We start from the raw sequence: 21,672 nt of genomic DNA, 5'->3' as shown, positions 1-21,672 counted from the left end.
CGGCTCAGTGGCTGATCATCCAGGGCCGCGCGCCGGGAAAGCTCTTGGCGGCGGCCGGGGCCGCGGCCGTCTTCTTCGGCGCGCAGCAGCCGCAGCCCGCCCCATGGGCGCCCGAGCGGCGGGGGGCGTGGCGGCTGCGCTCGTTGGCGGCGTGGGCCGCCCGCAGCCCCGCCTCCATCCCGGCGATGCGGGGGGCGGTGAGGAAGGCCCGTGGGCTCGTCCCCCCGCAATCCGGGCAGTCATGCGGCTCTCGGAACTCCGCCATCGGGCGCATGACGGTGAAGGGCCCGCAGGCCTCGCAGGCGTAATCGTAGACGGGCATCTCAGAGATCCGGCGAGAGCGGCATCTGGATCGAGCCGTCGAGGAATTGGGTCGGCCCGTCCGCGCCGGGATTGATGTCGAACTCGAAGATCTTGGTCGGAATCCAGAGGGTCGCGCAGGCGTTCGGGATGTCGACCACCCCCGAGATGTGTCCCTGGACCGGCGCCGTGCCGAGGATCGAGTAGGCCTGCGCGCCGGAATAGCCGAACTTCTTCAGGTATTCGATCGCGTTGAGGCACGCCTGCCGGTAGGCGATGTGCACGTCGAGGTAATGCTGGCCGCCGTGCTCGTCGACGGAGATGCCCTCGAAGATCAGGTGATCGTCGAACTTCGGCGTGATCGGCGACGGCTTGAAGATCGGATTCTTGATCCCGTACTTGGCCATGCCGCCCTTGATCACGTCGACCTTGAGATGCACCCAGCCGGCCATCTCGATGGCGCCGCAGAAGGTGATCTCGCCGTCGCCCTGGCTGAAATGCAAATCGCCCATGGAGAGGCCGGCGCCCGGCACGTAGACCGGGAAGTAGATCTTCGAGCCGCGCGACAGATCCTTGATGTCGCAATTGCCGCCATGCTCGCGAGGCGGGACCGTCCGGGCGCCCGTGGCGGCGGCCGCATCCTTCGCGTCGCCCTTCAGGCGGCCCATGTGGGCGGTCGGGCCGAAGGGCAGGGTGGCCAGCGCCGGGACGCGGTCCGGGTTGGTGTCGTAGAGGGCCTTCTCGCGGGTGTTCCACGTCTCCAGCATCTTGGGATCGGGCAGGCAGCCGATCAGGCCAGGATGGATCAGGCCGGGGAAGCGCACGCCGGGGACATGGCGCGACTTGGTGAACATGCCCTCGAAGTCCCAGATCGACTTCTGGGCCTGTGGGAAGTGCTCGTCGAGGAAGCCGCCGCCGTTCTTCTTGGAGAAGAAGCCGTTGAAGCCCCATTGGCTCTCCGGCTTGGCGCCGATGTCGAGGAGATCGACCACCAGCAGGTCGCCGGGCTCGGCGCCCTCGACGCCGATGGGGCCCGAGAGGAAGTGGACGATCGACAGGTCGATGTCGCGCACGTCGTCGGCGGAATCGTTGTTCTTGATGAAGCCGCCGGTCCAGTCGTAGGTCTCGACGATGAAGTCCGATCCCGGCTTCACGGTGGCGACCATCGGAATGTCCGGGTGCCAGCGGTTGTGCACCATGTCGTTGTCGTAGGCCGACTGCGTGAGATCGACCTTGATCAGCGTCTCGGGCATTTTTTACGACTCCCTGCTGCGATGGTGAGTGTCGGGTCTTCGGGGCGGGGGCCGGCCGGTCAGACCGACAGGAACCGGGCGACGGCCGCCTCATCGATGCCGGCCCGCGGGGCCTCGTGGACGATGGCGCCGTTCTCCAGCACGACGACCCGGTCAGCGACGTCGAGGGCGAAGCTCAGCACCTGCTCCGAGACCACGATGGACAGGCCGCGCTCGTCGCGGATCCTCTTCAGGGTCCGGCCCATCTCGCGGATGATCGAGGGCTGGATGCCCTCCGTGGGCTCGTCGAGGAGCAGCACCTTGGGGCGGCTGGCGAGCGCGCGGGCGATGGCGAGCTGCTGCTGCTGCCCGCCCGAGAGGTTGCCGCCCCGGCGGCCCTTCATCTCCAAAAGGACCGGGAACATCTCGTAGAGGTCCTGCGGCACCGCGCGGGCGCCCGTGACCGTCAGGCCGGTCTCGATGTTCTCCTGCACCGTCATGGTCGAGAAGATCATCCGGCCCTGCGGCACGTAGGCGAGGCCCTTGGCGACCCGGGCGTGGCTCTTGAGCCCCGCCACATCCGCGCCCTCGACACGGATCGACCCGGCCTTGACGGGCACGAGGCCCATCAGGGTCTTCATCAGCGTGGTCTTGCCCATGCCGTTGCGGCCCATCACGGCGACGATCTCGCCGGGGGCCACCGCGAAGGTGAGCCCGTGCAGGACCTCGCTCTGGCCGTAGGCCGCGTGCAGGTCCTCGACGGCGAGCGCCGGCACGGCGGAGGGGATCGCCGCAAGGGGTGGCGGCGGGACGGGGGCGGCGTGCGCGGTCTGGAGCGAGGCCATCGTCAATGTCCCAGGTACACTTCGATGACCTTCGGGTCGGTCTTGACCCGCTCCATCGAGCCTTCGGAGAGCACCTTGCCCTGGTGCAGGACCGTCACCCGGTGGGCGATGTCTTCGACGAACTTCATGTCGTGCTCGATCACCAGCACCGAGCGGCCCTTGATGATCTGGTTGAGCAGTTCGGCGGTCTTGATCCGCTCGCCGACGCTCATCCCGGCCACCGGCTCGTCGAGCATCAAGAGTTCCGGGTCCTGGATCAGCAACATGCCGATCTCCAGCCACTGCTTCTGACCGTGGCTCAGGAACTCGGCGCGCTCCCGGAGCTGGTCCTTCAGGAAGATCGTCTCGGCGATGGCGTGGATGCGGTCGCGGACTTCCGCATCCCTCTTGAAGGTCAGGGCGCCGAACACCGAGCGGCCCCGGGGGAACGAGATTTCGAGGTTCTCGAACACCGTCAGGTCGTCGTAGATCGACGGCGTCTGGAACTTGCGGCCGACCCCGGCCTGGACGATGGCGCTCTCGGAGAGCTTCGTCAGCTCCTGGCCCTTGTACTTGATGGAGCCGGCGCTGGCGCGGGTGCGCCCGCAGATCAGGTCGAGCACCGTGGTCTTGCCGGCACCGTTCGGGCCGATGATCACCCGGATCTCGTCGGGCTCGACGTAGAACGACACGTCGTTCACCGCCACGAACCCGTCGAAGGAGACCGTCAGCGCCTCGACGGCGAGGAGATGGTCGGGCGGGGCGGACTCGGCGCCGACCACGGGGGAGGAGAGGATCGCGGCGTTCATGGCATCCTCACTCGGCGGCGGCGCCGGCAGGCGCATTCTGAGGCGGGACGATGGCGGGCGGCGGGGCGCGCAGGCCCTTCACCCGGCCGGTGAGGCGGGGCTCGATGTGCTCCCGCCAGATGCCGGCGAGACCGTTCGGGAAGGCCAGCACCACGGCGATGAACAGGGCGCCGAGGCCGAACAGCCAGAGGTCCGGGAAGCTCTCGGAGAAGGTGGTCTTGGCCCAGTTGACGAGGAGCGTGCCCCAGACCGCGCCGAACAGGGACAGGCGCCCGCCCACCGCGGCGTAGATCACCATCTCGATCGAGGGCACGATGCCGACGAAGGAGGGCGACATGAACCCGACCTGCAGGGTGAACATCGCCCCGCCGATCGCCGCGAAGGCGGCGGCCAGGCTGAAGGCGAAGACCTTGAACCCCGCCACCGAGTAACCGGAGAACCGCACCCGGTCCTCCTTGTCGCGCATGGCGACGAGGATGCGGCCGAGCTTCGACTTCTTCACGTATTGCGCCGCCAGGATGCAGGCGAGGAGCAGGCCGCCATTGACGAAGTACAGGATGACCTTGGCGTGGTCGGTGCGGATGTCCCAACCGTGGAGGGTGCGCAGGTCGGTGATGCCGTTGATGCCGCCGGTATAGCCCTGCTGGCCGACGATCAGGATCGTCAGGATGGCGGCGATGGCCTGGGTGATGATGGCGAAGTAGGTGCCCCCGACCCGGCGCTTGAACATCGCGAAGGAGATCAGCATCGCGAACAGGACCGGCACCGTCACCACCAGCAGCACTGTGAGCGGGAAGCTCTTGAACGGCTGCCAGAACCAGGGGAGGGCGGTGATCTGGTTCCAGTCCATGAAGTCCGGGATGCCCGGCGTCGACTGGATCTTGGTGTTGGCGACACTCGAAGCTTCCAGCTTCAAGTACATCGCCATGCAATACCCGCCCAATCCGAAAAAGACGCCCTGGCCGAGGGAGAGGATGCCGGCGTAGCCCCAGCAGATCACGAGGCCGAGCGCCACGAAGGCGTAGGTGAGGTACTTGCCGACGAGGTTGAGGCGGAAGCCGTCGAGCATCAGCGGCAGGACGACGAGGATCACCCCGGCCAGCAGAGCCAAGCTCAGCCACTCCACCGGCTTCATGAACGGGTTGTCGTTGACGGTGACGGATTTGGTGAGGATCTGGACCGGGTTCGTCATGGCCGAAAACTCCTCAGCGCCGGACCTTGAGGGTGAAGAGTCCCTGCGGCCGCAGCATCAGGATGCCGACCACCGCGAGGAGGGTGATCACCTTGGCCATCGAGCCGGAGAGGAAGAATTCCAGGGTCGATTGCGTCTGCGAGATCGAGAAGGCCGAGGCGATGGTGCCGAGAAGGCTCGCCGCGCCGCCGAACACGACGATCAGGAAGGTGTCGACGATGTAGAGCTGGCCGGAGGTCGGCCCCGTGGAGCCGATCATCGTGAAGGCCGAGCCGGCGATGCCCGCGATGCCGCAGCCGAGGCCGAAGGTGTAGCGGTCGACCTTCTCGGTATCGATGCCGACCGCCCCCGCCATGGCGCGGTTCGACATGACCGCGCGGACCTGCTGGCCGAAGCGCGAGCGGAAGATCAGGAGCGCGACGCTCACGGTGATGAGGATGGTGACGGCCATGACGAACAGGCCGTTGATCGGGATTTCGATCGTGTCGGTGACCTGCACCGAGCCGATCAGCCAGGAGGGCAGCTCGACGCCGACCTCGCGGGCACCGAAGATCGAGCGGTAGGCCTGCTGCAGGATCAGCGAGAGGCCCCAGGTGGCGAGCAGGGTGTCGAGCGGGCGCTTATAGAGGAACCGGATCAGGCTCCACTCCACCAGCATCCCGAGCGCCCCGGAGGCGAGGAAGGCCAACCCCATCGCGATGAAGAAGTAGATTGGGAAGAGCGCCGGCAGATAGGTCTGGAAGAACGTCGAGCAGAGATAGGTGACGTAGGCGCCGAGGATCATGAACTCCCCGTGGGCCATGTTGATCACGCCCATCTGCCCGAAGATGATCGCCAGCCCCAGCGCCATCAGCAGGTAGACCGAGAACAGGATCAGTCCGGCGAAGCCCTGCATCGCGAAGATCGCGCCGAGATCGCCGAGGGAATAATCGCCGAACATCTGTGGACTCTCGCGCGATGGGGACGACGTTTCTTGTCCCGCCCCCGCTTCCGGGGGCGGGATCGGCGCGCCTACTGGTAGCCCTTCGGGAACGGGTCCGGCTTGATCAGCTCGGGACTGGTGTAGACGATCTCGAATTGCCCATCGGTCTTGGCCCGGCCGACCCGGGTCTTCGACCAGAGGTGATGGTTCGGATCGATCCTGACATAGCCTTCGGGCGCGCCCTTGAACTCGATGCCCGGCGAGGCCGCCACGACCTTGTCCACGTCGAACGAGCCGGCCTTCTCGCAGGCCATCTTCCACAGGAAGGGCCCGAGATAGGCCGCCTGGGTCACGTCGCCGATGACGGTCTTCTCGCCCCACATCTTCTTGAAGGCCGCGACGAACGCCTTGTTGTTCTCGTTCTCGATCGACTGGAAGTACTTCATGCAGGCATAGGCCCCGGCGATGTTCTCGCCGCCGATGCCGTCGATCTCGTCTTCCGTGACCGAGATCGTCATCAGCACCTGCTTCGACAGGTCGATGCCCGCCGCCTTCAGCTGCTTGTAGAACGCCACGTTCGACCCGCCGACCACGTCGGCGAAGATCACCTTCGGCTTCGTCAGCTTGATCTTGTTGATGACCGAGTTGAACTGCGTGTGGCCGAGCGGGAAGTATTCCTCGCCGACCACCTTGCCCTTCAGCACGTTCTCGACGTGCTTGCGGGCGATCTTGTTCGAGGTGCGCGGCCAGATGTAGTCCGAGCCGATGAAGTAGAAGGTGTCGCCGCCCTTCTCCTTGTGCACCCAGTCGAGCCCGGCGAGGATCTGCTGCGTCGCCTCCTGGCCGGTGTAAAAGACGTTCTTGGACTGCTCCAGCCCCTCGTAGAAGGTCGGGTAGTACAGGAGCCCGTTATACTGCTCGAAGACCGGCAGCACCGCCTTGCGCGAGGCCGAGGTCCAGCAGCCCATCACCGCCGCGCAATGGTCGTTGACGAGGAGCTTCTTGGCCTTCTCGGCGAAGGTCGGCCAGTCGGAGGCGCCGTCCTCCTGGATGATCTTGATCTTGCGGCCGAGCACGCCGCCGGCATCGTTGATCTGCTGGATCGCGAGCTTCTCGGCTTCCTGCGCGCCGGTCTCGGAGATCGCCATCGTGCCGGTGATCGAGTGCAGGATGCCGACCGTCACCTCGGTGTCGGTCACGGCGAGGCCGGTGGTGTTGACGGCGGCGGTCGGGGCCGCCGCGAAGGCGCGCCCCGGCATCATCGCCAGGGCCGGCGCGCCGGCCAGTCCCATGAGCAGCCTGCGCCGCAACGGCGACCGCAAGCCGTGATCCGCGCCGGAATCGGTGTCGTCTGCCATTGCCCTGCCCCGGTTGCGTCCGGGGCCTTGAGAGGCGGCCCCCGGATCGACCGATGCAGGCTAGGGCGGTCGCCGCAGCGCAGCATATACGCTGTTTTGCGTATGGCCGGGCTCTTGCCTCTGAGGCACCGTCGACCCGGCTAGTCCAGGGACCGATGGCGCTCAGGATCGGGAATCCACGTTGCGCGGGAGCGCCTTGTGCCGTGCGGCCCGGATCGCGCGCGGTCGCGCCCGCATGCCCGGTCGGCGACCGATGAGCGGCCCGCAGCGCATCATCCCGATCCGGCGCGACTACAACCGCTTCGTCGCGGACGAGACCCTGGAGGATTACGCCCTCCGCTTCACGGCCAAGAAGGCACGGCGCTGGTCGGGCTTCGCGGTCGCGCAGACGGCGCTCGGCTCGGTGTCGTTCCTGGCGCTGGAGGCGATCGGCGGCACGCTCGTCCTCACGGCGGGCTTCGTTAACGCCCTGGCGGCGATCCTCGCCGTCGGCCTGATCATCTTCGCCACCGCCGCGCCGATCACCACCTACGCCGCCCGCTACGGCGTGGACATGGATCTGCTCACCCGCGGGGCGGGCTTCGGCTATCTCGGCTCGACGGTGACCTCGCTGATCTACGCGAGCTTCACCTTCCTGTTCTTCGCCATCGAGGCGGCGATCATGGCGCTGGCGCTGCAGCTCTGCCTCGGGCTGCCGCTCTGGATCGGCTATCTCGTCTGCGCGAGCGCAGTGATTCCCCTCGTGGCCTACGGCATCCGCCTGATCAGCCGGATCCAGATCTGGACGCAGCCCCTCTGGCTCGCCCTCGGCCTGCTGCCCCTCGTCTTCATCGCCGTCCGGGATCCCGCCGCCCTGCCCGCGCTGGCGGCGTTCCCCGGCCTCGACGGACGGGGCGACGGCTTCGACCTCGCGCGGTTCGGCACCGCCACCGGGGTGCTGCTGGCCCTGCTGGCCCAGGTGGGCGAGCAGGTGGATTTCCTGCGCTTCGTGCCCGAGCCGACCTCCGCGCGCGACCGTACGTGGTGGCTGGCGGTGCTGGCCGGCGGCGCCGGGTGGATCCTGCCCGGCATGGCCAAGATCCTGCTCGGCGCCGGGCTCGCGGTCCTCGCCCTGTCCCACGGCGTCCCACCCGATCAGGCCGCCGAACCGACCCAGATGTACCGCGTCGCCTTCGGCTACGTGACCGGCGGGAACGGACGGGCGGCGCTCCTGCTGATGGGGGCCTTCGTCCTCGTCTCGCAGCTCAAGATCAACCTGACCAACGCCTATGCCGGCTCGATCGCGTGGTCGAACTTCTTCTCGCGCCTCACGCACAGCCATCCCGGCCGGGTGGTCTGGCTCGTCTTCAACGTCGCCATCGCCGTGCTGTTGATGATGCTCGGCATCGACAAGACGATCGAGAGCACCCTGCCGCTCTATGCCTGCGTCGTCTCGGCCTGGGTCGGGGCGCTGGCCGCCGACCTCGCCGTCAACAAGCCGCTCGGCCTGTCGCCGCCCGGCATCGAGTTCAAGCGGGCGCATCTCTACGCGGTCAACCCGGTCGGCACAGGGGCGATGCTGCTGGCCCTGGCGGCGGGCTGCCTGCTCTACCTCGGCCTCCTGGGGCCCACGCCCCAGGCCTTCGCCCCGATGCTGACGCTGGCCATCGCGTTCGGCGCGGCGCCCGCGCTAGCCTGGGCGACGGGAGGGCGCTGGTATCTCGCCCGGGCGCCGCGCCGGGACTGGGGGGCGGGCGAGATCACCTGCCGAGTCTGCGAATTGCCCTTCGAGGGCGAGGACATGGCCCATTGCCCGGCCTACGACGCGCCGATCTGCTCCCTGTGCTGCTCCCTCGACGCCCGCTGCGGCGACCTCTGCAAGCCCCACGGCCGTCTCGAGGTCCAGGCGCAGGACGCCCTCGCGCGCATCCTGCCGCGCCGCACGGCCGCCTGGATCGGTGCGCCGCTGGGCCGCTATCTGGCGGTGATGCTGACGCTCTGCGCGGTGATCGGCCTGATCCTCGGCGTCGTGCATGCGGGCGCGAGCATCGCCCACCCGGACCACCGCGAGGTCCTGCGCGCGGCGCTGACCAGCGTGTTCTTCATCCTCGTCGTCATCCTCGGGGTCGTCGCGTGGCTATTCGTGCTCGCGCAGGAAAGCCGGCGGGTCGCTCAGGCCGAGACGCGGCGCCAGACCGTCCTCTACGAGGCCGAGATCGCCGCGCACAAGGTGACCGACGCGAAGCTGCAGGAGGCCAAGGAGCGGGCCGAGGCCGCCAACCAAGCCAAGAGCCGCTACGTCGTCGGCCTCAGCCACGAGTTGCGGACCCCGCTCTCCAGCGTGCTCGGCTACGCCCAGCTCCTCGAGACCGACCCGACGATCCCCCCCGCCCGCCTCAACGGCATCCGCGTCATCCGGCGCAGCGCCCAGCACCTTTCGGGCCTGATCGACGGGCTTCTCGACATCTCGCGGATGGAGGCCGGCCGCCTGCAGATCAACCGCGACGAGATCCGGCTCTCGGATTTCCTCGATCAGCTCGCCGACATGGTCCGGCTCCAGGCCCGCGAGGCCGGGCTCGATTTCCGCTTCACCCGCCCCGAGACCCTGCCCCAGGTCGTCGCCACCGACGAGAAGCGCCTGCGCCAGGTGCTGCTCAACCTCCTGTCGAACGCCATCAAGTTCACGCCGCGCGGGACCGTCTCGCTCGACCTCAGCTACCGCAGCCAGGTCGCGGTCTTTACGATCCGCGACACGGGCCCCGGCATCCCGGAGGCGGACCGCGCCCGGATCTTCGAGCCGTTCGAGCGCGGCTCGACGCCCGCCGCCCGCAGCACGCCCGGAACCGGCCTCGGGCTCACCATCGCCAACCTGCTGGCGCAGCTCCTCGGCGGGGAGGTTTCGCTGATGCCGGCGCCGGGGGGCGGGACGCAGGCCCGGCTGCGCCTGATGCTGGCCACGGTGACCCAGCCCACGCTGGTGCCGACGGTCGCCCCCGTGCCCCGCGCGGAGCCCGGCTATGCGGGCCCCCGCCGGACGGTGCTCGTGGTCGATGACGACAGCGCGCACCGCACCCTGATGCGGGCCATCCTGGAACCGCGCGGGCTCACGGTGCGCGAGGCCGAGACCGGGGCCGCCTGCCTCTCGGCGGTGGCGGAGGCGACGGAATCGGACGCGATCGACTTGATCCTCCTCGACATCGCGATGCCGGGCCTGAGCGGCTGGGACGTGGCGGCGGCGCTGCGGGCGCGGGGCCATGGCGGGCCGATCGTGATGATGTCTGCCAACGTCCACGAACTCGGCCCCGTGCGGGGCGACAGCCCGCCCCACGACGCGATCCTCACCAAGCCCTTCGACCTGCGCGACGTGCTGGACCGGACTGGCGCCCTGCTGCGCCTCGACTGGACGGAGACGGGCGCCGCGCCGCGACCGACGGCGGAGGCGGACGGCCCGCCCGGGGCGGACCGCCCCGCCGCCGCCCATATCGGCGACCTGCTGCGCCTCGGTCGGATCGGGCATATCCGGGGCATCGAGGCGAAGCTCGCGGCGATGGAACAGGACGACACCGTTCCGCCGGACTTCGTGGCGGAGATGCGCGGGCTATGCGCGGGCTTCGACCTGCGCCGCTACCTGACGGTGCTGAAGGAGCTCGCCGGCGATGACTGAGCCCGGCCGCGACGTGATCCTCGTCGTCGACGATTCCCCCGAGACCCTGAGCTTCCTGACCGAGGCGATCGAACGCTCCGGCGCGACGGTGCTGATCGCGGTGGCGGGCGATCTCGCCCTCGCCCTGGTGGACGAGGTCACACCCGACGTGATCCTGCTCGACGCGGTGATGCCGGGCCTCGACGGGTTCGAGACCTGCCGCCGACTCAAGGCGAAGCCGCATCTCGCCAGCGTCCCGGTGATCTTCATGACCGGGCTCAGCGAGACCGAGCACATCGTGCGGGGCCTCGACGCGGGCGGCGTCGACTACGTGACGAAGCCCATCGTCCCCGACGAGTTGCTGGCCCGCATCCGCACCCATCTTGCCGGGGCGCGATCCGCCCGCAGCGCCCGCACCGCCCTCGACGCGATGGGGCGGACCCTGCTGGCGGTGGCGGCGGACGGCCGGGTCCTGTGGTGCACGCCCCAGGCGGGACAGCTCATCGCCTCCCTGGCCGCGACGCCCGACGGCGTCCTGTCCCTGCCGCCCGAGGCGGTGGCGTGGCTCCGCTCCTGTCTCGCGGGGACGACCACCGGTTCCGTGACGCTGAAGGGATCGGACGGCCCACCGCACAGCCTCAGCTTCGTGGGCGGGACGGCCGAGGAGATCCTGTTGCGCCTGTCGCAGGACGACCCGGCGTTGAGCCTCGCCCGCCTGCGCGCGAGCCTGCCCATCACCGCCCGCGAGGCGGACGTCCTGTTCTGGCTGTCCCAGGGCAAGGCGAGCCGCGACATCGGCGAGATCCTGGGCCTCAGCCACCGGACGGTGACGAAGCATCTCGAAGCCATCTACGCCAAGCTCGGAGTCGAGAACCGCACCGCGGCGTCGATGATCGCCAACCGCTACATCCAGGGCGGCGGTTGACGCATCGTAACGCGCCGAGGTCAGCTCCCTCGCTTCAGCATTCCGATGCGACAAACGAATGCTGATCGGAGCGGATGGCGTCGCGGATGCTCTGGCCTTCTGAGCGATCCGAGGCCCATTGAGGCGTTCAGCTGAGGTGCCAGCCCTGTTCGATCTGGGCCAAGTGCAGGTTCTGGGACTCGGGCGACTGCGAAAGGGACACCGCAAGGTCTGCCCGCGACACGCCATGGTCGAGTTGATCGGTCCAGTAGCTCAGGCCACTGGCATCGGCGTGGCGGCCCAGCGCGTTCACGTACAGGGCGTCGACGTAGGCACTGTTGGACAGCTTGCCGTAGGTCGCTTGGCTCTCCGGCGAGTTCAGGAAGACCTGCGCGATGCTGGCCGCTGTTCCGCCGTGGTCGAGCTGGTCCGTGTAGTACGCCAGACCACCTGCGTCCGGCGCCCGGCCGAGCATGGTGTAGTACACCCGGGCCACCTGAGCCGCCTGCGCGTCGGGCACGAACAAGCCGGCATTGAGGGTCGGTTGCAGGCTAGCCAAGTGCTCGGGCGAGAATACGAAGTGTTGCGCGACATCGACGCGGGTGACGCCGTGGGCGAGTTCGTCGAGGTGGTACTGTAGACCGCTCACATCGGCGGCACGGTGCAGGGTGTTCTGGTAGAGTTGCTGAACGAAGGCGGTGTTATCGACGGCACCAAAGCGAGCTTGACCCTCTGGAGAGGCAAGAAAGTTCGTGGCTAGAGACGCTGGGTTAGTTCCGTGTACGATCTGGTCGGCATAATACTCAAGCCCGAGCGTGTCTGGCGCACGGCCAAAGATGCCGTCGTACAGGGCGTAAACCTGTCCACCGGAGCTGTGAGGGTCGGTTGTCACCGTGCCAAACAGAGCTTTCGCGGTGGATCCTCCGTTTGTAACGGTTATAAGAGTTCCACTGCTCGCATTATTCGACTGGTTCGACTCGGCAACAGCGTTGTCATAATCGGCTATGAACCCGAGATAATAGGACCCAGCTTTCAGATTGGTCGGAAGCGTCACTTGGGTGGAAAGGCCAACAGAGCTGCCCGCCCCGATTGAGCCCTGATTGATCTGGCCGAGAAAAAGGTCAGATGTTGTGATGTTAGAGTCGGTCGAGAGATAGTACCCGATATGGCCCGGTGCAGCCGCGCTTGTTCCAACGTTTGCTACACGACCGTTGATAGAAACGTTCGCGCCGGGCGCAAGCGACGTTGAGGATACACCTTCGGCATTAGACACAAAATCCGGCAGCGATCCTCCTGAGCCGCCGCTGCCCGTTCCGGCACTCGTAGAAGTCGGAGGAAGCTCAAATTTATCTGTAACCGAAATAGAGTAAGATCCGGTTGGTTGCCCCGTGGTTGTAATGTCGCCAGAATAAACCGCAAATATCGCTTTTCCGGGATTTGCGTAATCGAGCTTGTAATCTAGGGAATAATTACTTTTCGCAAATTGCCAATTGTGGATTGGATCGGCAAACGTATCAACGGTCTGAACGCTACCATCGATACTTTTTATACCAGATATTGGTATTATTTGGGCAAATTTTTCCTCTAATGCGCTAATATTTGAAGCGGCAGGAAAATTGATCTTGATTGTGACTTGTTGTAATCCGCCCGGATACGTAAATGAGTAATAGTCATACTTAGGGTTTGCCGAAAACTGACCAAGCGCTCCGCTACTATGAGTCAATTGCCCATTTGTTTGTATGACATAATCTGAGATAAACCCAAGACTAGTCGGATTATCAATTGTACCCATCCTCTTTACCCCATAGAGCTATTCAATTGATTTCGTAGATGCAAAATCGATTGCTGTTGCACAGCGATCATCGATTAGATCTTTCGGATCTTATTCCGCGATATCTTTCGATAATAAATGGCAACCCAATTTTGAGGTAAGCGCAGCATCATGTCGATTGCATCGAAGACACACTTCAGAAATTAGTTTATTCAGATTTCTCATTCGTGGGATGGTAAATTTCCTTTACCTTAATTAATGCCACCTGTAGCAGAACCGGCATGCCGAGGAGTAAGCCACGATCCGCAAACCGCCGGGCGTCGAGGCTATGGCGCGGAGCGCGGCCAGTTGCTTGCCTCGAAGCGGGGGAGGCTTTGGCCGTTCGGTCGGATCAGACATGCCGGCCGGCTCACTGCACCCGTTCCAGGGCGACGCGGATGCCTTGCCGGGCTGCCAGCCCCATCAGGTCGGCGTCGGTCAGGATTAGGTCGCCAATCTGCCAGCGGTCCACATCAGGGCCGTAGGGCTCGACGGGCCAGCCGAGGGCGATGAGAGCTTCGGCCGCGTCCTGGGCGATGAGGTCGGGCGGCTGGTCCATGCAGGCGGGTATAGCTCACCCGGCGCCGGTCCTGTAGCTCGGCCGCATGTCATCCGATGTCACCACCCTTCACGATCCTGTTGCCGGCTTGCGGGCAGAGCTCGACAACCTGTCGCCTCACGCCTCGCCCTGCCGATACCTTGTGCCGGCGAAGTGGGCCGCGATCCGCGGGAGCGGTATCGACTTCTGCGACCGGCTCGGCGCCGAGGCGCACCGGCTAGGGTGGACGGCGGCCGAACTGTTCGCGGTCCACCCGGAGCATGGGACGTTGCGCATCGACTGCTGCGGGGCGCTAATGATCGGGGGCGATGAAGTGCATGGCGTCGAGGCAACCCGGATCGTGACCGCGCGGGGGTCTGCCTATCGGAACAAGGCCAGGCAGGTGTGGGGCGTGCCGATCTGGGAATTTACTAAGCCTGGAACGGGCCGAGCCTAACTAAGCCTCTGAAGTCTGTTCACAAATGCCAGCAAGCAGTCTAGCTTGTTTGCATCTTCTCATGGAGCGTGCCGGCCCGGTCTCATACGCCCCTAAGCGGAAGGGCCGGCCTTCGTGGCTTAGCCTTGGCCGCTCAGGCAGCAGAGCATCACAGTCATTCAAACTGAGACCGGCCTATGCCCGATACCTCTAAATCGCCAACGCTTGATGAAGTTTGGGAGCAGCTTGCTCGTACCTTATTTGGCAAGGGCTGGAGCAACTATAAAACTCAGACTGCCGAACGGAGACTGAAAGACGAAAAGGCTACCGAAAGTTCGGTAGCCCAACCACGCTGGGCACCAGGCCGCAAGCCGACATAACTAACTTGACGGCGGCGCCGAAGCGCCGCTGACTTATGCCGCGTTCCTCCGTACCTTCGGCTCACGGAACTGTCCAAGGCCTGCCGCCTTGGCGAGGTTCGACCGCTTCTCGCTGTATGAGGGGGCGACCATCGGGTAGTCGGATGGTAGGCCGAACTGCTCACAATAGCGCTGCGGGGTAAGCCCGTGCGAGGTGAGGTGTCGCTTCAAGGTCTTGTACGCCTTGCCATCGATGAAGCTGATCAGCCCGTCAGGCTGGACGGACCTCCTGATTTGCGCGGGGGTGGCCTTAGCTTCCGTAGCATCTCCGACTTCTGCGCCTTTGCTGGGTCGGTTGAGGCCGTCAATCGCAGCGTGAACAGTCGCGATCAGGGTTGGCAGATCGGCAGCGGCAACGTGGTTGTTGGATACGTATGCTGCGACAATATCGCCGACCTGTTCAATGATGCCATGGTTAATCGCCAAGCTGTCTTCACTCACTTTCAGCACCCTTTGAAGCTTCGATGCTGGGGCACATGAGGCAATTTAGAAGCATTAGCAACCCAACATTCGCGGATGCATGTTGAAGTTCCCAGCCTCTTGATTTTAAGCAAGATATCTCACTCACCTATTGCCGGGCGGCTTCATCATCGAGGCCCGCTCGGCTCTGCGCATCCCCACCGTGCCACGGCAGGTTAGGTCACGTCGCACTGTCGCGGTGTTTTTTCGACACCATAAAAACACCATCAAAGCGTCGCTGCAATGCTATTGCCACCCCGAAGCGGTGGGCTTCCCGATCACATGGTCTATCCCTTCGAGGATAAGAGAATGGATCGAGCGCCCCCGGTCCTCCGCGATCCGCGCCAACGCGGCGTGCCGGGCATCATCGAGATAGACGGTCTGTCGGGCTGCGACGGCGCGGCGCCCCTTGGGGCGTCCCACGGCCTTCGCGGGGAGCGGGTGCGGCTCGCCCTGGGCGTGGGGCTCCGGCTCTAAGGCGGGCGCGGGGATCTCCTCCGGCTCGTCGTCACGGGCTGCGGCTGCGGCGGCGGCGGCCTTCATGGCGAGGGTGGCCGAAACACTCGGGCGGCGGGTCATTGGGCTTCCCCGAGGCGGATCAGAACGGCGTCGGCTAGGGCAGCAAATTCGCCAGCAGACGGACTGTCGGGCGGCACGGCTTCGCCTGTCGCAAGGCTGTCGGCCACGATGGCACGATAGGAGATCGCCGGGGCGACTGGCTCCGTCAGTGCGGCGAGTGTCGTCACCACGTCCCGCCCTGCCCCGGTGCGCTTATCGATCCGGCTCGGCACGATGAGGATATCCGGCCGCTCGCGCTTGGCCGCCTTGCGATGCCGGCGGATCGTGCCGACCGTCTCGGCCGCGCCGCGCACATCCAGTACCGTCGAGCCGGCCGGAACTAGCACGAGGTCCGAAACGGCTATCGTCGCGCCGAAGGCTGCGCCCATGGCGCCAGGCGCGTCGATCAGTACGAAGTCGGTTCCCTGCCCGCGCGCCGTCTTCACCCACGCGGCGACCGCGCCGGCTTCGTCCGTCTCCAACAGGTGCGCAGTGACAGTGAAGGGAAGCTGGCCGTCCTCGGCAATGGATGCGGCGTGCGCGGCCGGATCCGCGTCAAGCACCGCGACGGTGCGCCCCCGGCGGTGTAGCTCGGCGGCGAGGTTGAGCGCCGTCGTCGTCTTGCCGACCCCGCCCTTGCTCTGCGCAAGCCCGACAATCATCACCATAGCAACGTCACAGCCCCATTTTTGTGGTGGCAATAAACCACCATCGTCATGCCATCGTCACGTCTCTTCACGCTGTACTATGCAGACGCCAAGTTGGCGTTTGCTCTGTCGCTTCCCGGCGCGTGGCCGGATCGACGTGACGGCACGAAGCGGCCTTCGCCAAACTGGCGAACACCTCGTGCCGGAGCGACCGCCCCGTGTGTCGCCAAGTTGGCGACTTACTGGGGTCGGAAGTCCGCCCGATCAAATGGCCAACTTTACCACTTGATCGCCGTCGAACCTCGACGCGCCATCGTCACACTTTCGTGGTGTGATAAAAGCGGGATCGTGGAATGACACTCGCGCGACCATAGCGTGCGTGATAGTGTCTGAGAAGGACAGTTATCGGACACGATGCGATGTCGGCGCTGAAACCCTACCGTCCGAAGACCGGCGCTGCCGTTCCGGTCATGGCCGGGCTGTCGGATCAGGCCCGCGCGTTCCAGCGCGCCGGCAAGGCCGAGAGCACGCGACGCGCCTACCGGAGCGATTGGGCGCAGTTCGTGGCGTGGTGCGAGCAGTTTGGCTTTCAGGCCGTGCCGGCCTCGCCGCTCGCCGTCCTCGAATTTCTCAGCCACGAGGCGACGCGCGGGGCGAAGGCTTCGACGGTCGCGCGCCGGCTGGCGGCGATCCGGTTCAGTCACAAGCTCGCGGGCCACCCGGACCCAACCGACGATGAAGGCTTGCGCGAAGGGCTGCGCGGGATCCGGCGCCAGATTGGCACCCGGCCGACGCAGAAGACTGCCGCGACGGCGGACGTACTGGCCGCACTCCTAATGCGGACTCCTGACACGTTGGCCGGCAAGCGGGATCGGGCGTTGCTCGCGCTGGGCTTCGCAGGTGCCTTCCGCCGGAGCGAACTTGTCGCCCTCGACGTGGCCGACCTCCGCGACGATCCCGAAGGGCTCCGCGTCACCGTTCGCAAGAGCAAGACGGACCAAGAGGGCAGGGGCATCGAGAAGGCCATTCCGCACGGGCGCTTCATCCGGCCGGTCGAGTTAGTGCGGGTGTGGCTCGATGCGGCCGGCATCACCGAAGGGCCGGTGTTCCGACCGGTCAACAAGGCCGGTAGGGTCGAAGCCGAACGGCTTGGGCCGAAGACGGTGGAACGGGTGCTTAAACACTACTGCGCCGCTGCCGGTCTCGATGCCTCGACGTTCGGGGCGCACAGCCTGCGGGCCGGCTACATCACCACCGCAGCGGAGCGGGGCGCGGATCTCGCCAGGATCATGGATCAGTCAGGCCACCGCGATCCCCGAACCGTCGTCGGGTACATCCGCCGGGCAAACGCCTTCAAAGGGCACAGCGGAAGCGGTTTTCTGTAGCAGCCGGGGTCGCCAGTAAGCCAACCTGAGCGATGCTACTTAAGGCGCTACAGTGATTGCTTGCTTAGCTAACGGCCGATAATATCCCTTATCGGCCCTCAGGTGATTAGCCTCAGGTTGTGAGATATACCACAACTAAAGCGCTCGACAAGGCTGTTTTGCAGTGAGGCGTAGGTTGACGCCTACCGAGTGCGGAACGTCTCGATGGTCTGCCGCATGGCGGCGGCTCGCCGGTGGCGCTCGGCGTCCTGTCGGCGGCGTTCGGCGATCTCAGCCTCACGACGGGCGCGGTCCTCGGGATCCTGTCGGGCCATGACGGTGAGGCCGGCGCGGACTTCGGAGACGAGCGAGGATGAAACGGCGTTCGATGAAACCCCGAAGCCGAGCGCGCGGAAGGTGCCCCAGATCAAAGACTGACTTGCTACCATCAAGGGCTCAGATCACGTTTGATCCGTCGCATTGCTTCTCTCCGATAGCTTTCTGGGGTGACTGGTCTGCCGCTTGGATCGAGAACCACCACGTCCGCATATCCTTTTTCTCGCCATTTGAGGGCGAGAACTACAGCGCTAGCAGGGTGCTTCCGCGTCTGCTGGATAAGGCCATTGTCGCGCCTAGCCGACACGACAAAATGGGCAAGATGCAAATCAGTCTGTGCCATAAGCCAGAGCGAACAACCACCGGCAAACGGGTACACTGATCTATGTTGCCCGAGACTGCACAAAGTACCGATCTTCACGGCAATGTCAGAGCCCGCCTTCTGTACGGTTCTGGGCGCAATACCATGGCGAAAGCAGTAGACAATCTACTTTAAGAAGGATGTTTACCGTTCTACTTTAATATAACAGTTTACAGTAGGAGACATCGCTATCATCATTGCTTGAGTCCAAATTATATCTCCCTAGCGTTGGTTGGATTTATCCACTTGCAATGGCGTCAGCGATTGCGGCAGCAATCACCTGTGGGCTACCAATCACATCGATTGGACCATCGTAGTTGATCGCGTTCCTAGGCATACCCCGATACGGTTCTGGGTCAGGCGTAAGAACCATTGTAAGGCCACCCGCTTCATGGATTGCTGCGAGGCCGCGTGACCCATCATCCAGTGATCCGGACAAGACAATACCGATTATCCGGCCATTACCGTACAAGGCGACTGAGCGGAACAGAAGGTCGACAGTTCGATTTCCGTGCAGGCGATCTGGATCTTGGACCATCTCGCCTATGCTGCGCGCCGCAAGGGTGAGGTGCTGCGCGGGCTCGCCGATGTAAACGGTGCCCTGATGGAACTTATCGCCTTCCTCGGCGACCATGACCGGATGCGAGCAGGCCCGTTCTAGCACAAACTTCAGATTGCTCGGCTTGTCCCAAGATCTGTGAAGTACAACGAGGATCACTGCCCGAATTGGTGATGAAAGAGTGGCCAGTAGATTTTTAATATCCTCAAGGCCATCGCCTCCGGACGCACCGATAGCAACAAACCAGGGCGAAGCATTCACTGACAGTTCCTAAAATGAAAATATGTTCGTCTATCAGTCACGCTTGCGCTCAGCGTGCGCAATTGACAACTTGAACCTCGAACCTGCGCTACACCTTATGTTAAAATCAGCAACCCACTAACAGATGGCGGCCCCGAAGAAGGGCAGATGACTATCCGCTCGGCATTTATGGGTTGAGCCCAGGCCCTGAGCATTCCAATCACTCCGCAGTGACGTGTGCGGCCACCCATTCCCCCGCCGTCATCGCCGGCCGGCTGAGGCACAGCACGCTATGCCGAACGGTGGCGCGCCCCTGCTCTACCCACTGCCGCCAGTTCGCCAGGGCGTCGGCTGCTTCGATGTCGCCGGCCGGATCCCCGAGGGCGCGATCCATGAGGATGCGCGTCGGTGCGGAGACGGAGCGGGTGGCCTCGATGTGGGCGAGGCGGCGTTCAAGGTCGATGAGCTTCACGACAGGCTCCCAATGCGCGGGCTATGCCGGGCGGCCCATTCGGCAACGGTCATCCGTTCGGCGTGCAGGATGAGGATGGAGCCCGCCCGGCGAGCGCGGCCGGCAGCAGTCCATGCGCGCCAATCCCGAACAGCCTCGGCCAGAACGGCAGGCGGATGGTTCGCGAGATTGCAAATCGCGGTGATGCGGCCGGAGCCTTGGCGGCCTTCAAGGCGGGCGAGGCGCTGGGTGAGGGAGGCGAGGTTCATGCGAACAGCCCCTCGCTAGGCACATACCGGTTGAGCCATGCATCGAACTGGGCTCGGTAAGCTGGGAACACTACACGCGGCGATGTCTCGCCCATCTGGCAGGTTGGGCAACCGCAGGGACGCACAAGGCCGGGGCCGGGGGCGGCCCAATGCATTTCTGGCCTCGGGTTCTCACGGACAGCGAGGAACCGCAGGTCGCCGGTCAGATCGCGGCTCGTGCGGCGGATGACGCGGATCCGAACGTCCGTGTCATCTAGGCCTGATAGATCCTCGCCCCGTTCCGCAGCTGCCTCACGTTCGTTCCGTACGGCCTCGGCCTCGTTGGCCTCGTACAGGATCTCAAGCTCGCGGTCGCTGATGTCGTCCTCGTGCTTGCGGCCGAAGACGATCCAGCGGGATAGCGGCACCGGCCCCGCATCGGGCCAAACCAGGGCAACGGCCTCGTCCCTCTCGGAGACGGCGCCTGCCCGCTTGGCGCCTTCGAGTGCGTCTTTGGCTTCGGCGGTAGTGCGGCCCCAGGCGAGATAGACGGTTGGCTCGCCCGACCGGCGACTCTCTATCTCGCGGAGGCGGCGTTCAAGGCTGACGAGGTTCATAGGCTCGGATCCTCCAAGCGGGCGAGGCGGGCGGACAGGTCGGCGGCGGTGATGGCCTCGATGTGTGCGGAGACGGCCTTGCCGATATCGGCGGCCTCGCTGGGCGTGATCTCGCCCGACGCGACGGCGCGGAGCATGGCTTCCGTCGCCTTGGGGAGGTCGGCCGCCGAATTGATCGCCGGCAGGTCGAAGGTGATGCTGCGATCCCTGCGTGGGGACAGAAGGCGGTCGAGACACAGCTTCATGGCAGGGCCGTCGCCGTCGAGCGCCATCTCAATGGCCTTGCGGGATAGCTTCTCCGCCTCGCCTTCGAAGATTTGTTCAAGGGCAAGCGTCGAGCGGTTGCGCGAGCCTCGCGGGCGACCGGCGGGGTTGCCGCTGCGACCGGGCTCAAACTGTGTGTCTTCCCTCGGCATTGGTCAGTGTCTCGCGGGCACAGCCTGTAAAAGACAGGCTAAGAACAGGTTAGATATATAGCACTGGCTAAGAACTTTCACGATTATGTTCCTCCGGCTGTTGGGTGGTTAAGGTCCGCAGACCTTCCGCGAGGCCCTGAAGGGCAGCGACTGCGGCTCGGTGGCGAACCTCTCCCGCGTCGTCGCGGGTTTCGAGGGTAACGGCGGCGACCATCGCCATTTGCCGGGCGGTCTCGATGCCGGCAGCGAAGGCGGCTTGCTCGCGCGGGGTCATGCCAAAATCTCCGTCCCGCTTAATCCCCGCTGTCGCGTGCGCGGAGACACGTCATGTCGGCAAAACAAGCACCATGTTAGCTTCACGCAAGACGAAATAGGCCGAACAACTCGGACTACATTGCGCAAAGGAGCATAATTCAGACCATGAAGACCCGTATCGCCGCCGTCGTCACCGCGCTTGTGCTTGGCGTCGCTCCGATCTCGTCCGCCATGGCCTATGATCGGTCCACGTGGACTGGCCTCACGCCCTACAGCGTCGAGACGACCGGTTCCCTGGGCGCCTTTCCTGGAAGCCTTCGCGACAACAACCCGGCGACCTGCCCGATGAGTTCGGCCGCTGAAGGCAACGCCAATCAGCAGAACTTCCCGGTGAAGCAGTACGGCCAGACCTCTGGCGGCAACCGCTGCTAAGCGACCAGGGACAGACTGATGCTGAAGGTGTTTTCCTACGCGATGGCCACTGTCTTTGCCGGCGGCCTCGCCATGACGGCCATCGGATCGGCCAACGTGCTGATGGGGCTGTGACCCAGGGACCCCCACGGATCGACGGCGGGGCGAGAGCCCCGCCTTTTTTGTTTGCGGGCGAGGTAGAGCGCGAAGGTCGGCGCGCGCTGACGGACCTAAACTCACGAGGTGAGGTTGGTTTTGATCCAGGAGGACGCTGATGCCTGACGACCCAATCCCGCCCGCACCAGTCCGCACTGAGGATTTGGCCGTCACCGAGTATGACGCGGGACACCGCGTCAGGGGAGATGAACGGGGGGGCCCAGCTGC

At 65.0% G+C, this 21,672-nt stretch carries 24 protein-coding genes; 5 read left to right on the top strand and 19 right to left on the bottom strand.

Translation table 11 applies throughout. The features are described 5' to 3' along the window. Positions 1-4: 4 nt before the first annotated feature. The 7 genes from MKK52_RS02135 to urtA all read right to left on the bottom strand — a co-directional run bounded on the left by MKK52_RS02135 (position 5) and on the right by urtA (position 6,637). Positions 5-322 (bottom strand): FmdB family zinc ribbon protein, encoded by a 318-nt coding sequence (locus tag MKK52_RS02135; protein WP_243952104.1) that lies wholly within the window; start codon positions 320-322, stop codon positions 5-7. 1 nt (position 323) lies between these two features. Then, positions 324-1,553 carry a formamidase gene (gene fmdA / locus MKK52_RS02130; RefSeq protein ID WP_243952103.1) on the bottom strand — a complete coding sequence of 410 codons (1,230 nt, stop codon included), beginning with the start codon at positions 1,551-1,553 and terminating at the stop codon, positions 324-326. 59 nt (positions 1,554-1,612) lie between these two features. Beyond that, positions 1,613-2,377, bottom strand: coding sequence for an urea ABC transporter ATP-binding subunit UrtE (gene urtE / locus MKK52_RS02125; protein ID WP_243952102.1), 765 nt, complete (start codon positions 2,375-2,377; stop codon positions 1,613-1,615). Between the two features lie 2 nt (positions 2,378-2,379). Next, positions 2,380-3,165 carry an urea ABC transporter ATP-binding protein UrtD gene (gene urtD, locus MKK52_RS02120; protein WP_243952101.1) on the bottom strand — a complete coding sequence of 262 codons (786 nt, stop codon included), beginning with the start codon at positions 3,163-3,165 and terminating at the stop codon, positions 2,380-2,382. A gap of 7 nt (positions 3,166-3,172) precedes the next feature. Further along, positions 3,173-4,357, bottom strand: a complete 1,185-nt coding sequence (gene urtC / locus MKK52_RS02115) for an urea ABC transporter permease subunit UrtC (protein WP_243952100.1) — start codon at positions 4,355-4,357, stop codon at positions 3,173-3,175. A gap of 13 nt (positions 4,358-4,370) precedes the next feature. Next, positions 4,371-5,297 carry an urea ABC transporter permease subunit UrtB gene (gene urtB, locus MKK52_RS02110; RefSeq protein ID WP_243952099.1) on the bottom strand — a complete coding sequence of 309 codons (927 nt, stop codon included), beginning with the start codon at positions 5,295-5,297 and terminating at the stop codon, positions 4,371-4,373. A gap of 71 nt (positions 5,298-5,368) precedes the next feature. Beyond that, the gene (urtA, locus tag MKK52_RS02105; protein WP_243952098.1) at positions 5,369-6,637 is read right to left on the bottom strand and encodes an urea ABC transporter substrate-binding protein; all 1,269 of its coding nucleotides are present in this window, start codon (positions 6,635-6,637) and stop codon (positions 5,369-5,371) included. Positions 6,638-6,890: 253 nt separating this feature from the next. Here urtA and MKK52_RS02100 point away from each other — a divergent pair, with 253 nt between their 5' ends. Both MKK52_RS02100 and MKK52_RS02095 read left to right on the top strand, forming a co-directional pair. Continuing rightward, entirely contained in the window at positions 6,891-10,280 is a 3,390-nt protein-coding gene (locus tag MKK52_RS02100) for an ATP-binding protein (protein ID WP_243952097.1), read from the top strand. After that, entirely contained in the window at positions 10,273-11,184 is a 912-nt protein-coding gene (locus MKK52_RS02095; RefSeq protein ID WP_243952096.1) for a DNA-binding response regulator, read from the top strand. Before MKK52_RS02100 ends, MKK52_RS02095 begins: the two co-directional genes overlap by 8 nt. Before the next feature lie 127 nt (positions 11,185-11,311). On the opposite strand, the gene MKK52_RS02090 is transcribed toward MKK52_RS02095, so the two are convergent. Together MKK52_RS02090 and MKK52_RS02085 are read right to left on the bottom strand one after the other, a co-directional pair. Continuing rightward, entirely contained in the window at positions 11,312-12,955 is a 1,644-nt protein-coding gene (locus MKK52_RS02090) for a DUF4214 domain-containing protein (RefSeq protein ID WP_243952095.1), read from the bottom strand. A gap of 388 nt (positions 12,956-13,343) precedes the next feature. Next, entirely contained in the window at positions 13,344-13,532 is a 189-nt protein-coding gene (locus tag MKK52_RS02085; protein ID WP_243952094.1) for a hypothetical protein, read from the bottom strand. A gap of 46 nt (positions 13,533-13,578) precedes the next feature. On the opposite strand from MKK52_RS02085, the gene MKK52_RS02080 reads away from it, so the two are divergent. Next, a complete protein-coding gene (locus MKK52_RS02080) occupies positions 13,579-13,968 on the top strand; it encodes a hypothetical protein (RefSeq protein ID WP_243952093.1) in 390 nt (129 codons plus the stop codon). A gap of 392 nt (positions 13,969-14,360) precedes the next feature. On the opposite strand, the gene MKK52_RS02075 is transcribed toward MKK52_RS02080, so the two are convergent. From MKK52_RS02075 to MKK52_RS02065, 3 genes are all read right to left on the bottom strand, one after another. Beyond that, positions 14,361-14,807: a MucR family transcriptional regulator gene (locus tag MKK52_RS02075; protein WP_243952092.1), complete on the bottom strand. Its 447-nt coding sequence runs from the start codon at positions 14,805-14,807 to the stop codon at positions 14,361-14,363. A gap of 264 nt (positions 14,808-15,071) precedes the next feature. Beyond that, the gene (locus MKK52_RS02070) at positions 15,072-15,404 is read right to left on the bottom strand and encodes a hypothetical protein (protein WP_243952091.1); all 333 of its coding nucleotides are present in this window, start codon (positions 15,402-15,404) and stop codon (positions 15,072-15,074) included. Further along, a complete protein-coding gene (locus MKK52_RS02065) occupies positions 15,401-16,051 on the bottom strand; it encodes a ParA family protein (RefSeq protein ID WP_243952090.1) in 651 nt (216 codons plus the stop codon). The genes MKK52_RS02070 and MKK52_RS02065 overlap by 4 nt, the downstream gene beginning before the upstream one ends. A gap of 398 nt (positions 16,052-16,449) precedes the next feature. Between MKK52_RS02065 and MKK52_RS02060 the strand changes: the two genes are divergently transcribed. After that, positions 16,450-17,415 carry a site-specific integrase gene (locus MKK52_RS02060; RefSeq protein WP_243952089.1) on the top strand — a complete coding sequence of 322 codons (966 nt, stop codon included), beginning with the start codon at positions 16,450-16,452 and terminating at the stop codon, positions 17,413-17,415. A 182-nt stretch (positions 17,416-17,597) separates the two neighbouring features. Here MKK52_RS02060 and MKK52_RS02055 read toward each other — a convergent pair whose 3' ends face one another. The 7 genes from MKK52_RS02055 to MKK52_RS02025 all read right to left on the bottom strand — a co-directional run bounded on the left by MKK52_RS02055 (position 17,598) and on the right by MKK52_RS02025 (position 20,896). Next, positions 17,598-17,843 (bottom strand): hypothetical protein, encoded by a 246-nt coding sequence (locus MKK52_RS02055; RefSeq protein WP_243952088.1) that lies wholly within the window; start codon positions 17,841-17,843, stop codon positions 17,598-17,600. Between the two features lie 486 nt (positions 17,844-18,329). Then, complete coding sequence (locus tag MKK52_RS02050) at positions 18,330-18,911, bottom strand: chemotaxis protein CheB (protein ID WP_243952087.1); 582 nt, start codon at positions 18,909-18,911, stop codon at positions 18,330-18,332. Between the two features lie 199 nt (positions 18,912-19,110). Continuing rightward, positions 19,111-19,362, bottom strand: coding sequence for a hypothetical protein (locus tag MKK52_RS02045; protein ID WP_243952086.1), 252 nt, complete (start codon positions 19,360-19,362; stop codon positions 19,111-19,113). Continuing rightward, positions 19,359-19,610, bottom strand: coding sequence for a hypothetical protein (locus MKK52_RS02040; RefSeq protein WP_243952085.1), 252 nt, complete (start codon positions 19,608-19,610; stop codon positions 19,359-19,361). The genes MKK52_RS02045 and MKK52_RS02040 overlap by 4 nt, the downstream gene beginning before the upstream one ends. Beyond that, a complete protein-coding gene (locus MKK52_RS02035) occupies positions 19,607-20,206 on the bottom strand; it encodes a hypothetical protein (protein WP_243952084.1) in 600 nt (199 codons plus the stop codon). Before MKK52_RS02035 ends, MKK52_RS02040 begins: the two co-directional genes overlap by 4 nt. Next, on the bottom strand, positions 20,203-20,622 hold the full coding sequence (locus tag MKK52_RS02030) for a DUF5681 domain-containing protein (protein WP_243952083.1): 420 nt from the start codon (positions 20,620-20,622) through the stop codon (positions 20,203-20,205). Before MKK52_RS02030 ends, MKK52_RS02035 begins: the two co-directional genes overlap by 4 nt. Before the next feature lie 67 nt (positions 20,623-20,689). Continuing rightward, entirely contained in the window at positions 20,690-20,896 is a 207-nt protein-coding gene (locus MKK52_RS02025) for a hypothetical protein (RefSeq protein WP_243952082.1), read from the bottom strand. A gap of 146 nt (positions 20,897-21,042) precedes the next feature. Here MKK52_RS02025 and MKK52_RS02020 point away from each other — a divergent pair, with 146 nt between their 5' ends. Continuing rightward, a complete protein-coding gene (locus MKK52_RS02020) occupies positions 21,043-21,309 on the top strand; it encodes a hypothetical protein (protein ID WP_243952081.1) in 267 nt (88 codons plus the stop codon). Positions 21,310-21,672: the final 363 nt, after the last annotated feature.

The organism is Methylobacterium sp. J-067 (assembly GCF_022829465.1).
In the GTDB taxonomy this organism is placed as follows: domain Bacteria; phylum Pseudomonadota; class Alphaproteobacteria; order Rhizobiales; family Beijerinckiaceae; genus Methylobacterium; species Methylobacterium litchii.
The sequence above is the reverse complement of the archived record's forward strand: the minus strand, read 5'-3'. Positions and strand labels throughout refer to the sequence as shown.

Excerpts from the sequence above, each read along its gene's own strand:
- MKK52_RS02135 (WP_243952104.1), bottom strand. The coding sequence starts at position 322 with ATGCCCGTCTACGATTACGCCTGCGAGGCCTGCGGGCCCTTCACCGTC.
- fmdA (WP_243952103.1), bottom strand. The coding sequence starts at position 1,553 with ATGCCCGAGACGCTGATCAAGGTCGATCTCACGCAGTCGGCCTACGAC.
- urtE (WP_243952102.1), bottom strand. The coding sequence starts at position 2,377 with ATGGCCTCGCTCCAGACCGCGCACGCCGCCCCCGTCCCGCCGCCACCC.
- urtD (WP_243952101.1), bottom strand. The coding sequence starts at position 3,165 with ATGAACGCCGCGATCCTCTCCTCCCCCGTGGTCGGCGCCGAGTCCGCC.
- urtC (WP_243952100.1), bottom strand. The coding sequence starts at position 4,357 with ATGACGAACCCGGTCCAGATCCTCACCAAATCCGTCACCGTCAACGAC.
- urtB (WP_243952099.1), bottom strand. The coding sequence starts at position 5,297 with ATGTTCGGCGATTATTCCCTCGGCGATCTCGGCGCGATCTTCGCGATG.
- urtA (WP_243952098.1), bottom strand. The coding sequence starts at position 6,637 with ATGGCAGACGACACCGATTCCGGCGCGGATCACGGCTTGCGGTCGCCG.
- MKK52_RS02100 (WP_243952097.1), top strand. The coding sequence starts at position 6,891 with ATGAGCGGCCCGCAGCGCATCATCCCGATCCGGCGCGACTACAACCGC.
- MKK52_RS02095 (WP_243952096.1), top strand. The coding sequence starts at position 10,273 with ATGACTGAGCCCGGCCGCGACGTGATCCTCGTCGTCGACGATTCCCCC.
- MKK52_RS02090 (WP_243952095.1), bottom strand. The coding sequence starts at position 12,955 with ATGGGTACAATTGATAATCCGACTAGTCTTGGGTTTATCTCAGATTAT.
- MKK52_RS02085 (WP_243952094.1), bottom strand. The coding sequence starts at position 13,532 with ATGGACCAGCCGCCCGACCTCATCGCCCAGGACGCGGCCGAAGCTCTC.
- MKK52_RS02080 (WP_243952093.1), top strand. The coding sequence starts at position 13,579 with ATGTCATCCGATGTCACCACCCTTCACGATCCTGTTGCCGGCTTGCGG.
- MKK52_RS02070 (WP_243952091.1), bottom strand. The coding sequence starts at position 15,404 with ATGACCCGCCGCCCGAGTGTTTCGGCCACCCTCGCCATGAAGGCCGCC.
- MKK52_RS02065 (WP_243952090.1), bottom strand. The coding sequence starts at position 16,051 with ATGGTGATGATTGTCGGGCTTGCGCAGAGCAAGGGCGGGGTCGGCAAG.
- MKK52_RS02060 (WP_243952089.1), top strand. The coding sequence starts at position 16,450 with ATGTCGGCGCTGAAACCCTACCGTCCGAAGACCGGCGCTGCCGTTCCG.
- MKK52_RS02055 (WP_243952088.1), bottom strand. The coding sequence starts at position 17,843 with ATGGTAGCAAGTCAGTCTTTGATCTGGGGCACCTTCCGCGCGCTCGGC.
- MKK52_RS02040 (WP_243952085.1), bottom strand. The coding sequence starts at position 19,610 with ATGAACCTCGCCTCCCTCACCCAGCGCCTCGCCCGCCTTGAAGGCCGC.
- MKK52_RS02035 (WP_243952084.1), bottom strand. The coding sequence starts at position 20,206 with ATGAACCTCGTCAGCCTTGAACGCCGCCTCCGCGAGATAGAGAGTCGC.
- MKK52_RS02030 (WP_243952083.1), bottom strand. The coding sequence starts at position 20,622 with ATGCCGAGGGAAGACACACAGTTTGAGCCCGGTCGCAGCGGCAACCCC.
- MKK52_RS02025 (WP_243952082.1), bottom strand. The coding sequence starts at position 20,896 with ATGACCCCGCGCGAGCAAGCCGCCTTCGCTGCCGGCATCGAGACCGCC.
- MKK52_RS02020 (WP_243952081.1), top strand. The coding sequence starts at position 21,043 with ATGAAGACCCGTATCGCCGCCGTCGTCACCGCGCTTGTGCTTGGCGTC.